The following is a 13,065-nucleotide window of genomic DNA, read 5'->3' as shown; positions in this document are numbered from 1 at the left end:
TTGCGCGGAACCGACCGAAAGCCCAGGGATCGTCGCGATGCCCGATCAGTCCACAAGCAATGTCACGCCGCTGCGCGCCCGCCGCCCTTGCCCCGAATGCGGCAAGCCATCGGCGCGCGAGACCTATCCGTTCTGTTCCACCCGCTGCAAGGATGTCGACCTCAATCGCTGGCTTTCCGGCTCCTACGTCATTCCGGGCAAGGACGACGAGGAAAACGACGTCAGCAGCAGCGGGAGCGAATGAGCCTGGCGAACCGGTCGAGGCTCGCCTTCCGGAGTTTGGGATTTGTGCGGCGAAGCGCTGGACAGGCCAGAATCCCATGCTATAACGCGCCCGCTTCCGGTGGCCGCCAACGCCCCCGCCCGGACGACCTCCGGTTCGCCTTCATGAGCGGAAGCCAGTGCCCAGTTAGCTCAGTTGGTAGAGCAGCGGATTGAAAATCCGCGTGTCCGTGGTTCGAATCCGCGACTGGGCACCACTTATTCTTCTGAAATGAAGCAAGCGTCTGGACGGCATTCGATGACCTTGCCGGATTGGACGAATGCCCTGCCCCTCCGGGCGGCTTGACCCGGGGCGGTTTACCCCGCCACAGTCGTGGCCGACACGCGAATTGAAACGAAGGGAACGAGGATGGCGGGAGAAGCCGCAGAGCATGCATCGCTGGCGAGCGAGCTCGTCTCTGTCGTCTCGCTTCTCGGCGCCGGCGTGCTCGCGGTGCCGATCTTCAAGCGGCTCGGTCTCGGCTCGGTGCTCGGCTACCTCGCCGCCGGCCTTGTGATCGGGCCGTGGGGCCTGCAGCTTTTCAACGATCCCGGTGCGATCCTCCATATCGCCGAACTCGGAGTGGTGATGTTCCTGTTCATCATCGGCCTGGAGATGCAGCCGTCGCGGCTTTGGGGTCTGCGCGGCGACATCTTCGGGCTCGGGGCGGCGCAGGTCGCCGTGTGTGGGCTGTTGTTGATGCTCTTCGGCATGGCGATCGGCTTTCCCATCATACAGTCCTTTGTCGCCGGCATGGGCTTCGTGCTGACCTCCACCGCGATCGTCATGCAACTCCTGGAGGAAAAGGGCGAGATGGCGACGCAGGCCGGCCAGCGTATGATCTCGATCCTGCTGCTCGAAGACCTCGCCATCGTGCCTCTGCTGGCGATCGTGGCGTTCCTGGCTCCCGGATCGGGACAGGAGGAAGGCGGCTCGCTGTGGACGACCGCCGGGATCGCGCTCGCCGCGCTCGGCGGCCTTGTCATCGCCGGGCGCTACCTGCTCAACCCGATGTTCCAGCTCCTGGCCGCGGCGCACGCCCGCGAGGTGATGACGGCCGCGGCGCTGCTGGTCGTCTTCGGCGCGGCGCTCGCGATGGACCTCGGTGGCCTGTCTATGGCGATGGGCGCATTCCTCGCCGGCGTGCTGCTCTCCGAATCGACCTTCCGCCATCAGCTCGAGGCCGACATCGAACCGTTCCGCGGCATCCTGCTCGGCCTATTCTTCATGGGTGTCGGCATGTCGCTCGACCTCGGCGTGCTGACGCGCGAATGGCAGCTCATCGCAGCCGCCGTCGTCGGCTACATGGCGCTCAAGGCGATCGGCATCTACACGGTCGCCCGCTTCCTCCGGTCGTCGCACCGGGAAGCGCTGATGCGCGCCGTCTACATGGCCCAGGGCGGCGAATTCGCCTTTGTGCTCTATGCGGCCGCCACCAGCGTCGGCATCTTCGACGCGGACATGAACGCGGCGCTGACGGCGACGATCATCATCTCGATGGCGATGACGCCGCTGATGATCATGTTCCTGCCGCGCTTCCTGCCGTCGGAGGAGCAGTCGCTCGAAGGCATCGAGGTTGTCGACGGCCTCTCCGGCAACATATTGATCATCGGCTTTGGCCGTTTCGGCCAGATCGCCAGCCAGCCGCTCATCCTGCGCGGCGCCGACGTGTCGATCATCGACAACGACGTCGAGATGATCCAGGTCGCGGGCCGCTTCGGCTTCAAGGTCTATTACGGCGACGGCACCCGGCTCGACATCCTCCATGCCGCCGGCGCCGACAAGGCGCAGGCCGTGCTGATCTGCGTCGACAAGGCGGACGCGGCCGTGCTGATCGCCGAGCATCTCAAGGCGAACTTCCCGATGGTGCCCGTGTTTGCGCGCGCTTTCGACCGGGGTGCTGCGCTCAAGCTCGTCCATGCGGGTGTCGAATATCAGCTGCGCGAGACGCTCGAATCCGCCCTTACCTTCTCCACCGAGGTGTTGCAGTTCATCGGCGTTCCGTATGCGGACGCGGCCGAGACGATCGAGGAGGTCCGCCGCCGCGATCAGGAACGTTTCGCGATGCAGCTTGCGGGCGACATCTATTCCGGCAGCAACCTGTTCAAAGGCAACCAGCCCGTGCCCGCGCCGGTTGCCACGCCGAAGCGCGCCGGCAAGGCGCTCAACAAGGAAGCAGAAGACGTGCTTCGAGGCGGATCGACTGAAACTGAGGGAGCGAGCCGATGACGGGCGACGAGAAGGATATATCGATCATCACCGGCTTCTGGCGCGAGGCGGGTCCGGATGCGTGGTTCCGCAAGGACGATGGCTTCGACGATGCATTCCGCGCCGCGCATCAGGACCAGCACTGGCGCGCTGCCCGGCGCGAGCTCGATCACTGGAATTCGTCGCCGGACGGCGCGCTTGCCCTGATGATCCTGCTCGACCAGTTCCCGCGCAACTGCTTCCGCGGTACGGCGCACATGTTCGCGACCGATCCGCTGGCGCGTCATCATGCCAGGCATGCCGTGTCGATGGGCTATGACAAGGGCGTCGCCGAGGAGCTTCGGTCTTTCATCTATCTGCCTTTCGAACATTCGGAAGACCTCGCCGACCAGGAACGATCGGTCGAGCTGTTCACGCCGCTCGGCGGAGAGGCCCTGCAATACGCCATTATCCACCTGGACATCATCAAGGCGTTCGGCCGCTTCCCCCATCGCAACCGTTCGCTCGGACGCGAGACGACGCCGCAGGAGCAGGCGTTTCTCGATCAAGGCGGCTTCGCGGGCTAGCTGCGGCGTTGCGGATGTTGTCGTTTGCGGCGCGCTGTGGCATAGGGCGCGACTTCCGCCCAACAGGTCGTGCCCAATGAACGCCCCGCGCGTCAGCTTCGTCAGTCTCGGTTGCCCGAAGGCGCTCGTCGATTCCGAGCGTATCATCACGCGCCTGCGCGCCGAGGGCTACGAGATCGCCCGAAAGCACGACGGAGCCGACCTGGTGGTCGTGAACACCTGCGGTTTCCTCGATTCAGCCCGCGACGAGTCGCTCGCGGCGATCGGCCAGGCCATGTCCGAGAACGGCAAGGTGATCGTCACCGGCTGCATGGGCGCCACGCCGGACCTGATCCGCGAGAAGCATCCGAACGTGCTCGCGATCACCGGACCGCAGGCCTATGAGAGCGTGATGGCGGCCGTCCACGAGGCGGTGCCGGCCGCTTACGAGCCCTATATCGACCTCATCCCGCCGCAGGGCGTCAAGCTCACGCCGCGCCACTACGCCTATCTGAAGATTTCCGAAGGCTGCAACAACCGCTGCACCTTCTGCATCATCCCGGCGCTGCGCGGCGACCTCGTCTCCCGGCCGGCGGCGGACGTGCTGCGCGAGGCCGAGCGGCTCGCGAACGCCGGCGTGAAGGAGCTGCTGGTCATCTCGCAGGACACCAGCGCCTACGGCGTCGACATCAAGTACCAGGCCAGCGTCTGGAAGGACCGCGAGGTCCGGGCAAAGTTCCTCGACCTGTCGCGCGAGCTCGGCGAGATGGGCATCTGGGTGCGGCTGCACTACGTCTACCCCTACCCGCATGTCGACGAGGTCATTCCGCTGATGGCGGAAGGCAAGGTGCTGCCCTATCTCGACATCCCTTTCCAGCATGCAGCCCCCAACGTCCTGAAGAACATGCGCCGCCCCGCGCATCAGGAGAAGACGCTGGAGCGCATCCGCCGCTGGCGCGACATCTGCCCGGACCTCGCCGTGCGCTCGACCTTCATCGTCGGTTTCCCGGGCGAGACGGAAGAGGATTTCGAGATCCTGCTCGACTGGCTGGACGAGGCGAAGATCGACCGCGCCGGCTGCTTCAAATACGAGCCGGTCGGCGGCGCCCGCTCCGAGGCGATGGACCTGCCCGCCGTGCCGCAGGAGGTCAAGGAAGCCCGCTGGCATCGCTTCATGCAGCGCCAGCAGAAAGTGTCCGCCTCCCAGCTCCAGAAGAAGGTTGGCAAGCGGCTCCCCGTCATCATCGATGAGGCGAACGGCCTCGCCGCCAGGGGGCGGACGAAATACGACGCGCCGGAGATCGACGGCAACGTCCATATCCAGTCGCGCCGCCCGATGCGCGTCGGCGACATCCTCACCGTCAAGATCGACCGCGCCGACGCCTACGACCTCTACGGCACGGCGGTCTGAGCCTACTCGGCCGCGGCCAGCACCTCGAAGCCGGATGTCAGCATTGCGCTTTCGACGCGGCCGATCATGAGCGGCCGCCGCCACGTGCGCATGGCGGTGAACGGGTCGGCTGCGCCGTGCCCTGCGAAAGTCTCGAACGGCTCCCACGTCCCGTCCTTTTCGGTCAGCACGACCGCGTCCGAGGCGTCGAGCAGCGCCAGGCCAGCGGCAACGTCCCATATGTTCGGGCTCTCGAAGCGGGCGGCTTCCAGGATCCCGGCGGCGACGAAGGCGCATTCGAGCGCCGCGGAACCGGTCTTTCGCGTCTCCCAACCGCCCCGTCCCGGGATTGGCCTCGGCACGCCGGCCAGCCTTCGCCTGACCGCGGGGTTTGCCTTAGGGACGATCTCGTCCGTGCCGAACCGTAGCGGACCGCCCGCCGAGGCATGATAGACGCCGGGCCGGAGCGCCTGGCTCGTGCCGCACCAGACGGCACCGACCACGGGAACGCCCTTCCACAGCACGCCGATGGAGGCGGCGCAGAGGGGAAAGCCGTTGACGAAATTGGTTGTGCCGTCCACGGGGTCCACCGCCCAGACGAAGTCGCTGCTGCCTGTCGCCTCGGCGGGCGCGAACTCCTCGCCGATGATGCCGTGGTCGGGAAACTTGTCAGCCAGCCGCGCGCGGATCATCTCCTCCACGCGCTGGTCCACCTCCGACACCGGATCGCGCCACATTTGTTCGGCTTCGGTCTCTCCCTTGTATTTCACCGCCAGGATGCCGCCGAGCGCGTTGGTGATCTCTGCCCCGGCGAGACTGGCGAGTTCCACCGCCACGCGCTCGATCTCCGCCAGGTCTTTCGTATCTGGAAGTTCGATCATCCGACTGCCTGCCTTTTCTCCTCTTCGCCCGAAACTTCGCTCCGGGGAATGACCACCTGGAGGGGCTCTCCGTGAACGCGCATCTCCACCGACTTCACCGATGACGGAAGTTCCGCCCGTTCGTCATCGATGCGCAGCAGCGGCTTCTCCGACCATTCAAAGACCACCTTCTTCCCGCGCTCGATGCGGACGGGCGGATCGGAGTTCTCCGGCGATGTCACCCAAGCCGCCATTTCCTCGCCCCGCTCCTCCTCGAGCAGGACGATATCCAGCAGGCCGTCGCCGGAATCCGCAAGCGGACACAGTCGCAGCGCCGGGCCGCAGAATGCGTGAAGCAGCGCCTCGACGAAGAGGAACTTCCCTTCGACGGTCCGGTCGTCGATCTGTAGCGTCGCCTTGAATGGCTTCGCCTTCGAGATGACGCGCGCCACGATCTTCCGCGCGGCGACGATCTTGTCCTCGCCCTTCTCGCCCTTGCCGACCTTCTCATCCATGGTGGCGGCGAGAGCGCCCATCCCGATGCCCTCGGCGAGCACGGTTGTGATTTTGCCGAAGGTGCCGAGACCCAGATCGAGCCTCTCCAGGCAGTCACCGATCTCGTCGGGGCGTGGAAGCTCGAAGCCATCCAGAGGTATGCCAAGCGACCGCGCGACATTGTTGGCGGTACCGAGTGGCAAGACGATCAGCGGCGTCGCGCGGTGGGTGAGCCTCGTGACGACCTTCCTGACCGTACCATCTCCGCCGGCGACCGCGAGAAGGTCGAAGGGTTCGTCCAGGAGCTCGGGGAAACGGTCCGATTTGGTCGAGCAGTAGTGCGGCTCGTAACCCGCCTGCTCGAACCGCGCGATGAGCTCGATCCGGTCGTGATCTTCACGACCCGCGGTCGGATTGTGCAGCAGCAATGCCTTCATGCCCGATCAACGGGCGAACAGCAATTTGGCTCCCCTTCATCGGAAGTCTGCGCTAGCCTTTTGCAAACTCCTTGGCAAAGAACGGCACAGTCCGGGCCATCTCCATGTCCTTCGCCTGCGCCCGTTTGTAGGCGGGCCGGTCCACGATCCTGGACATGTAGTCCTCAAAGACCGGTCGCCGCGGCAGCACGTTCATCATGTTCATCGTGTAGCCGATCGCCGATCCCAGTTGCGTGTCGGCAGCGGTGAAACTGTCCCCGGCGGCGTATCTGCGTTCCGAGAGGACCCGCTCCAGATAGTTCACCATGTCGTCGAACAGTCCGAACGAGAACTGGTTGCTCGTATATCGGAAATCCTGAGCATGGGCCGAGATCGCAGGATCGAGCACCGAATCGCAATAGACCGTCATCGTGAGATACGGCCCGCGTGCCGGATCGCCGACTGCCGGCGCGAGGCCGACTTCGAGAAACATGTCCGCAAGGTAGATAGCGATCGCGGCGCGTTCGGTGATGACGATGCCGCGATGCACGATGGCGGGAACCTTCTTGTTCGGTTGAACGGCCCGATAGCTTTCCGAAACGCCGCCCTCGGCACGGATGTCGATCATCTCCATCTGATAGTCGACCCCGAGTTCCTCCAGCAGCCAGAGCGTCCCCGACGATCGCGACCATGGGGCGTGGTAGAATTTCAGCATGGCAGCCTCCTCTTGCTGTGCGATTCCAGTCCGCAACCGTCAGTCTAGCCGAAGGTTCCTGACAGCCTTTTGTCAGCAGCAGGCAGCGAGCCGGTCTCCCTCCTCGGAGGCTTGCCTCTCGCGGGACAGACAACCCAGCTCCATCTGGCAAGGCATTTGCACTGGGAAAGGTATGTCCCGGAACGTGTCACCTGCCGATCGCATCGCCACTCTGGACTGGCTCCGCCTCGTCGCGGCGCTCGCGGTCGTGGCGTTCCACTATCTTTTCCGTGGCGCGGCCGCGGGCGGCTTTCTTCAGGAGGGTTATCCGCAGGCCGCGGAAATCGCGATATATGGCTATCTCGGCGTCCATCTGTTCTTCCTGATCAGCGGCTATGTCATCGCCTGGTCGGCCGAGGGACGCGGCTGGCTCGACTTTGCCGTCGCGCGCTTCGTGCGTCTCTATCCGGGATTCCTTGTCTGCATGACCATCACCTTCGCCGTGATGCTCGCCGTTCAGCCGGAATGGGGCAGCGTCACGGTCCGGCACTATGTCGCGAACCTGTTCATGTTCGCGCCGGCGCTGGGCGAAGGGTTCGTCGACGGCGTCTACTGGTCCATCGTGCTCGAGCTGATCTTCTACGGCTGGGTGACGCTCGCGCTGATGTCGGGTGCCTTCCAGACGCTTCGCCTCGAACTCGTCGCCGTATGGCTGGTGCTTTCCGCTGTGAACGAGTTCTCGATCGGCAGCCACGCGATGCGCTTGCTGTTCCTCACCGAATACGCGCCGCTCTTCGCCTCGGGCATTCTAATCCACTATATCCAGACTCGTGGGCGCTCCGCCGAGGCGCTGGTGCTGCTGGCAGCCTCGCTCACCCTGTCAACAAGTCTGATGGCGATCGGCAAGGCGTGGATGCAGGCCCATTATGGCACATCGGTCCCGATGATCGGCCTCGCCGCCGCCAATCTCGCCATGCACGCCCTGTTGGTCGCCGCGATCCTGCTGCGCGCCAAGGTCAGCGCGACGCGTCTATCGCTCGCGGTCGGCGGCCTCACCTATCCGCTCTATCTGCTGCACCAGAACATCGGCTACACAGCGATCGACGCGCTCGCGCCGCTGGCAGGCAAGTGGCCGGCAGCCGGACTCGTCGCTGCCGCGATGCTGGGTCTCTCCTGGTTCATCTGGCGCTGGATTGAAACGCCGATGCGGCACGCCCTGATGCGGGTTGCCCGACCGGCGCTCTCCCGGCTCGCTTTGTCGATCACGTCGATCACCAGGAACATCGCGCACGCCAAGCCGGCTTAGGACAGGGTGGACCCAAAAAGAAAGGGCGCCGTAACGGCGCCCTTCCCTGTTCCGTGATGCTCGCCGGATTACTGCTTCGGCAGCTGATCGTCCACGCCCTGGACGTAGAAGTTCAGGCCGAGCAGTTCGCCGTCCGGAGCGGTTGCGCCGGCGGCCAGCCATTCCGAGCCGTCCTGCTTCTTGATCGGGCCGGTGAACGGGTTGAAGCCGCCCTTGATCTTGGCCTCGGTCTCCTCGGCCAGTTTCTTCACGTCGTCGGGCATGTTGGTGTAGGGCGCCATCACGACGTGCCCTTCCTTCATGCCGCCCCAGACGTCCACCTGCTTCCAGGATCCGTCCATCACCGCCTTGACCCGCTCGGTGTAGTAAGGACCCCAGTTGTCGACGATCGAGGTGAGCTGGGTCTCGGGACCGAACTTGATCATGTCCGAGGCCTGGCCGAACGCCTTCACGCCGCGCTCATGCGCTACCTGCATCGGCGCGGTCGAGTCGGTGTGCTGGGTGATGATGTCGACGCCCTGGTCGAGCAGCGCCTTGGCGGCGTCGGCTTCCTTGCCCGGATCGAACCACGTGTTGGCCCACACCACCTTGACCTTGAAGTCCGGATTGACCGACTGCGCGCCGAGCACGAAGGAGTTGATGCCCATCACGACCTCGGGGATGGGGAAGGAAGCGATGTAGCCGGCGACGCCCGCCTTGGACAGCTTGGCGGCGATCACGCCCTGCACGTAGCGGCCCTCGTGGAACTTCGAATTGTATGTCGAGACATTCGGCGTGTCGCGCTTGAAGCCGGTCGCGTGCTCGAACTTCACGTCCGGGAACTTGGCGGCAACCGTGTTGGTCGCGTCCATGTAGCCGAATGAGGTCGTGAAGATGATCTTGCAGCCGGAGCGGGCGAAGCGCTCGATGGCGCGCTCGGCGTCCGCGCCTTCCGGCACGCTTTCGAGATAGGCGATCTCGACCTTGTCCTCGCCGATCGCCTTCTGCATCTCCAGCGCGCCCTGGTGATGCTGGTACGACCAGCCGAAGTCGCCGATCGGGCCGACATAGATGAAGCAGGCCTTGGTCTTCTCCTGCGCGAAGGCGTTGCCCGATGCGATGATCGCGGCTGCCGACGCCGCGAGGGCTATGACGAGTTTTCTCATGGTGTCTTCCTCTATGGTTGCAAGCCTTCCGGGCTTTCGGTTGAGCCGGACCTCAGCGGTCCGGCACGAAGGGTCGCCCGAGACAGGCGGGCGTGTTGATCAGCGTCAGGCGCCGGTTGCGCGAGATAAGCACAAGCACCACCACCGTCGCCAGATAGGGCAGCGCCGACAGGAACTGTGCCGGGACCGTCTTCAGCACCGACAGCAGCCAGCGACCGCTTTCGCTCAGCAGCCAGAACGGGCCGGAGCCGACGGCGATGTCGTTGGGGCTGAGCGCCTGCACATGCAGCTGGGCAATGGTGATTGCGCCAAAGAGGTAAGCGCCGAGCAGCACGCGGAAAGGCCGCCACGAGGCGAACACCACCAGCGCCAGCGCGATCCAGCCGCGGCCGGCCGTCATGTTCTCGATCCACTGCGACGTATAGACCAGCGACATTTGCGCGCCGGCGAGCCCGGCGCAGGCGCCGCCAAAGGCGACCGCCGCATAGCGGATGCGGATCACCTTGATGCCGAGCGCATGCGCCGAGGTATGGCTGTCGCCGACCGAGCGGAGCGTCAGGCCCGCGCGCGTACGGAACAGGAACCACGACACCGCCGCGACCAGGATGAGCGAGATGTAGAACATCGGGTCCTGCCCGAACAGGAAGCGGCCGAACGGCAGGTCTGTGAGGCCGGGAATGTGGATTGGTGTCAGCTTGACGCCGGGCTGTCCGACGAAGGCCTCGCCGATCATGCCGGACGCACCGACGCCGAGCAGCGTCAACGCCAGGCCAGTGGCGACCTGGTTGGTGGCGAGGGTCAGCGCCAGGAAGGCAAAGAGCATCGAGAAGGCCGCGCCTGCGACGATGCCCGCCAGCACGCCGAGCCAGGGATTGCCGGTGGTCAGCGCCACGCCGAAGCCGATGACGGCACCCATCAGCATCATGCCCTCGACGCCGAGGTTCAGCACGCCGGAGCGCTCGACCACCAGCTCGCCGATGGCGGCGATCAGCAGCGGCGTCGAGGCGGTCGCGATGGTGAGCAGGATCGATTCAAGCATCGGCCTTGGCCTCCGTCACGGGCGCCGTCGCCTTCTCGGGTCGCGTCAGGCGGATGCGGTAGTGGATGAGCGTGTCGCAGGCGAGCACGAAGAACAGGAGCAGGCCCTGGAAGGCGCGCACGACCTTGTCGGAGACGCCGACCTCGATCTGCGCGACCTCGCCGCCGAGATAGGTCAACGCCAGCACAGTGCCGGCGGCGATGATGCCGAGCGGATTGAGCCGGCCGAGGAAGGCGACGATGATCGCCGCAAAGCCGTAGCCCGGCGAGATCGACGGCTGCAGGCGTCCGATCGCGCCCGACACTTCGGAAATGCCGGCAAGCCCGGCCAACGCGCCGGAGAGAAGGAACGAGAAGAAGATCGCGCCGGTTGTCGAGAAGCCGGCAAAGCGCCCTGCCCGCGGGCTCATGCCGATGACGCGCACCTCGAAGCCCTTCTTTGTACGCGTCAGGAGGATCCAGACCAGCACGGCTGCAATCAGCGCGAACAGGATGCCGATATTGGCGCGGCCGGACGCCGGCAGCAGTTCCGGCAGGATGGCGTAGCCGGTGAAGCGCGGCGCCTGCGGAAAGTTCATCGCCGCCGGATCGCGCCATGGGCCGCGCACCAGCCAGTCGAGGAAGAGCTGGGCGACATAGACCAGCATCAGGCTGGTCAGGATCTCGTTGGTGTTGAAGCGGGCCTTGAGGAAGGCGGGAATGGCCGCATAGGCCGCCCCCCCGAGTGCGCCCATGACCAGCATCACCGGGAGCGCCATCGGCGACTGCTGCAGGCCGGGATAGAGGATCGGCAGCATGGCGCCCACCACCGCCCCCATCACGAACTGCCCTTCGGCGCCGATGTTCCAGTTGTTCGACAGGTAGCAGACCGACAGGCCGACCGCGATCAGGATCAGCGGCGCTGCCTTGATGACGAGCTCATGCAGCGACCAGAGGTCGGTCAGCGGCGCGATGAAATAGGCGTAGAGCGCGGCACCCGGGCTCTTTCCCAGCAGCGCGAACAGGACCGCGCCGGCAATCACCGTCAGCAGGAAGGCGATGAAGGGCGACAGTGCGCTGAACAGCTTCGAATGCTGCGGGCGCTTGATGAGTTCCAGCCGCATCAGTGCGCTCCCGCGTCCGCGCCGCCCATCAGGAGGCCGATCTTTTCGCGCGTGGCCTCCTGGATCGGGATCGTCTGCGACATCTCGCCATGCGCCATGACGGCGATGCGGTCGGCGATCTCGAACAGCTCGTCGAGGTCCTGGCTGATGACGATGACGGCCGAGCCCGACCGCGTTAGGTCGATCAGCGCCTGCCTGATGCGTGCGGCCGCGCCCGCGTCGACGCCCCACGTCGGTTGGTTGACGACGAGCACGGACGGCTTGCGGTCCAGCTCGCGGCCGATGATGAACTTCTGCAGGTTGCCGCCGGACAATGCGGAGGCTTCCGGATCCTCCGCGCTCTTGCGCACGTCCATCTCCTCGATCACCCGCTTGGTCGTCGCCTCGATCGCGTCGCGGCGGATGAAGCCGAGCGGACCGCCGCCGAGGAAGGCCTTGGCGTCGGACCTGTGGCGCGCGAGCAGCATGTTGTCGGAAAGCTTCATGCCCGGCACCGCGCCATGGCCAAGCCGCTCTTCCGGCACGAAGCCAGCGCCGAGCAGCCGGCGGCCGGTGATGCCCAGCGTGCCAGCATCGATGCTGCGGATGCGCACGGTGGCTGCATCGCCCTGTGTCGCCTCACCGCTCACCGCGTCGAAGAACTCGCCCTGCCCGTTGCCGGCAACGCCGGCGATGCCGACCACTTCACCGGCCCTGACCGTCAGGCTGATGTTCCTGAGCGGCATCAAGAACGGGCCCTTCGGCGCCTGCGACAGGTTGCGGATCTCGATCAGCGGCGCGCCCTCGACATGGTCGGGATGCTCGCGATGCACCTCGTGCACGTCGCCGCCCACCATCATGCGCGCCAGCGAGCCGGCCGTCTCCTGGCGCGGATTGCAGTGCGCCACCACCTTGCCATGGCGCAGCACCGTCGCGCGGTCGCAGATGCGCTGCACCTCTTCCAGCCGATGGCTGATGTAGAGGATCGATTTTCCTTCGCCGCGCAACCTTTCCAGGGTCTCGAACAGCTTGTCGGCTTCCTGCGGCGTGAGCACCGAGGTCGGCTCGTCGAGGATGATCAGGTCCGGCACCTGCAGCAGGCAGCGGATGATCTCGATGCGCTGGCGCTCTCCCACCGACAGGTCGCCGACGAGTGAGCCCGGATCGAGCGGAAGGCCGTAGCTGTGCGACAGTTCCTTCGCCTTGGCCGCAATCGCGCCGATCGGCGTCGAGGAGTCGAGCGAGAGCGCAATGTTCTCCGCCGCCGTCAGCGCCTCGAACAGCGAAAAGTGCTGGAACACCATGCCGATGCCGAGCCGCCGCGCCTCGGCCGGGCTGCCGATCCTGACCGACTTGCCGTTCCAGAATATCTCGCCGGAGTTGGGCGCCAGGGTGCCGAACAGCATTTTCACCAGCGTCGACTTGCCGGCGCCGTTTTCGCCCAAGAGAGCGTGGATCTCGCCCTTCGCGATCTGGAGATCGACGCTGTTGCAGGCGGTGAGGGATCCAAAGATTTTCGTGAGCCCCCTCACGTCGAGAAGGAGCTCCGGCTCAGATGCCGGTCCGCCCGCCAATTCGTTCCCCATGCGCTGATTTTCCAGCTCGTTTATGTTCCCGTCCTGAT

Annotated in this window: 12 protein-coding genes and 1 tRNA gene; 6 read left to right on the top strand and 7 right to left on the bottom strand. The window is 65.4% G+C overall.

Annotation, left to right across the window (positions count from 1 at the left end; translation table 11 throughout):
• Positions 1–37 precede the first annotated feature (37 nt).
• The 5 genes from yacG to rimO all read left to right on the top strand — a co-directional run bounded on the left by yacG (position 38) and on the right by rimO (position 4,426).
• Complete coding sequence (gene yacG, locus B9Z03_RS17885; RefSeq protein ID WP_085465449.1) at positions 38–244, top strand: DNA gyrase inhibitor YacG; 207 nt, start codon at positions 38–40, stop codon at positions 242–244.
• A gap of 159 nt (positions 245–403) precedes the next feature.
• A tRNA-Phe gene (locus B9Z03_RS17880) sits at positions 404–479 on the top strand.
• A 152-nt stretch (positions 480–631) separates the two neighbouring features.
• Entirely contained in the window at positions 632–2,491 is a 1,860-nt protein-coding gene (locus B9Z03_RS17875) for a monovalent cation:proton antiporter-2 (CPA2) family protein (protein WP_085465448.1), read from the top strand.
• On the top strand, positions 2,488–3,036 hold the full coding sequence (locus B9Z03_RS17870) for a DUF924 family protein (protein WP_085465447.1): 549 nt from the start codon (positions 2,488–2,490) through the stop codon (positions 3,034–3,036). The genes B9Z03_RS17875 and B9Z03_RS17870 overlap by 4 nt, the downstream gene beginning before the upstream one ends.
• A 76-nt stretch (positions 3,037–3,112) precedes the next feature.
• The gene (gene rimO, locus B9Z03_RS17865) at positions 3,113–4,426 is read left to right on the top strand and encodes a 30S ribosomal protein S12 methylthiotransferase RimO (protein ID WP_085465446.1); all 1,314 of its coding nucleotides are present in this window, start codon (positions 3,113–3,115) and stop codon (positions 4,424–4,426) included.
• A 2-nt stretch (positions 4,427–4,428) separates the two neighbouring features.
• On the opposite strand, the gene B9Z03_RS17860 is transcribed toward rimO, so the two are convergent.
• The 3 genes from B9Z03_RS17860 to B9Z03_RS17850 are packed head-to-tail and all read right to left on the bottom strand — an operon-like array spanning position 4,429 to position 6,891.
• Positions 4,429–5,286 (bottom strand): inositol monophosphatase family protein, encoded by an 858-nt coding sequence (locus B9Z03_RS17860; protein ID WP_085465445.1) that lies wholly within the window; start codon positions 5,284–5,286, stop codon positions 4,429–4,431.
• A complete protein-coding gene (locus B9Z03_RS17855; RefSeq protein WP_085465444.1) occupies positions 5,283–6,197 on the bottom strand; it encodes a diacylglycerol/lipid kinase family protein in 915 nt (304 codons plus the stop codon). Before B9Z03_RS17855 ends, B9Z03_RS17860 begins: the two co-directional genes overlap by 4 nt.
• Before the next feature lie 52 nt (positions 6,198–6,249).
• Positions 6,250–6,891: a glutathione S-transferase family protein gene (locus B9Z03_RS17850; RefSeq protein ID WP_085465443.1), complete on the bottom strand. Its 642-nt coding sequence runs from the start codon at positions 6,889–6,891 to the stop codon at positions 6,250–6,252.
• A gap of 172 nt (positions 6,892–7,063) precedes the next feature.
• Here B9Z03_RS17850 and B9Z03_RS17845 point away from each other — a divergent pair, with 172 nt between their 5' ends.
• Positions 7,064–8,176, top strand: a complete 1,113-nt coding sequence (locus tag B9Z03_RS17845) for an acyltransferase family protein (protein WP_085465442.1) — start codon at positions 7,064–7,066, stop codon at positions 8,174–8,176.
• Between the two features lie 68 nt (positions 8,177–8,244).
• Here the strand turns inward: B9Z03_RS17845 and B9Z03_RS17840 are convergent, their stop codons facing one another.
• The 4 genes from B9Z03_RS17840 to B9Z03_RS17825 are packed head-to-tail and all read right to left on the bottom strand — an operon-like array spanning position 8,245 to position 13,027.
• Positions 8,245–9,321: a BMP family ABC transporter substrate-binding protein gene (locus B9Z03_RS17840; RefSeq protein ID WP_085465441.1), complete on the bottom strand. Its 1,077-nt coding sequence runs from the start codon at positions 9,319–9,321 to the stop codon at positions 8,245–8,247.
• A gap of 52 nt (positions 9,322–9,373) precedes the next feature.
• Entirely contained in the window at positions 9,374–10,360 is a 987-nt protein-coding gene (locus B9Z03_RS17835) for an ABC transporter permease (protein ID WP_085465440.1), read from the bottom strand.
• Entirely contained in the window at positions 10,353–11,462 is a 1,110-nt protein-coding gene (locus tag B9Z03_RS17830; protein WP_139832312.1) for an ABC transporter permease, read from the bottom strand. Before B9Z03_RS17830 ends, B9Z03_RS17835 begins: the two co-directional genes overlap by 8 nt.
• Complete coding sequence (locus B9Z03_RS17825) at positions 11,462–13,027, bottom strand: ABC transporter ATP-binding protein (protein ID WP_085465439.1); 1,566 nt, start codon at positions 13,025–13,027, stop codon at positions 11,462–11,464. Before B9Z03_RS17825 ends, B9Z03_RS17830 begins: the two co-directional genes overlap by 1 nt.
• Between the last annotated feature and the right edge of the window lie 38 nt (positions 13,028–13,065).

The organism is Mesorhizobium australicum (assembly GCF_900177325.1).
Lineage (GTDB): Bacteria > Pseudomonadota > Alphaproteobacteria > Rhizobiales > Rhizobiaceae > Mesorhizobium_A > Mesorhizobium_A australicum_A.
This window is presented reverse-complemented; position numbering and strand designations above follow the sequence as displayed.

Coding starts and splice junctions, on each gene's coding strand:
- yacG (WP_085465449.1), top strand. CDS start 38: ATGCCCGATCAGTCCACAAGCAATGTCACGCCGCTGCGCGCCCGCCGC.
- B9Z03_RS17875 (WP_085465448.1), top strand. CDS start 632: ATGGCGGGAGAAGCCGCAGAGCATGCATCGCTGGCGAGCGAGCTCGTC.
- B9Z03_RS17870 (WP_085465447.1), top strand. CDS start 2,488: ATGACGGGCGACGAGAAGGATATATCGATCATCACCGGCTTCTGGCGC.
- rimO (WP_085465446.1), top strand. CDS start 3,113: ATGAACGCCCCGCGCGTCAGCTTCGTCAGTCTCGGTTGCCCGAAGGCG.
- B9Z03_RS17860 (WP_085465445.1), bottom strand. CDS start 5,286: ATGATCGAACTTCCAGATACGAAAGACCTGGCGGAGATCGAGCGCGTG.
- B9Z03_RS17855 (WP_085465444.1), bottom strand. CDS start 6,197: ATGAAGGCATTGCTGCTGCACAATCCGACCGCGGGTCGTGAAGATCAC.
- B9Z03_RS17850 (WP_085465443.1), bottom strand. CDS start 6,891: ATGCTGAAATTCTACCACGCCCCATGGTCGCGATCGTCGGGGACGCTC.
- B9Z03_RS17845 (WP_085465442.1), top strand. CDS start 7,064: ATGTCCCGGAACGTGTCACCTGCCGATCGCATCGCCACTCTGGACTGG.
- B9Z03_RS17840 (WP_085465441.1), bottom strand. CDS start 9,321: ATGAGAAAACTCGTCATAGCCCTCGCGGCGTCGGCAGCCGCGATCATC.
- B9Z03_RS17835 (WP_085465440.1), bottom strand. CDS start 10,360: ATGCTTGAATCGATCCTGCTCACCATCGCGACCGCCTCGACGCCGCTG.
- B9Z03_RS17830 (WP_139832312.1), bottom strand. CDS start 11,462: ATGCGGCTGGAACTCATCAAGCGCCCGCAGCATTCGAAGCTGTTCAGC.
- B9Z03_RS17825 (WP_085465439.1), bottom strand. CDS start 13,027: ATGGGGAACGAATTGGCGGGCGGACCGGCATCTGAGCCGGAGCTCCTT.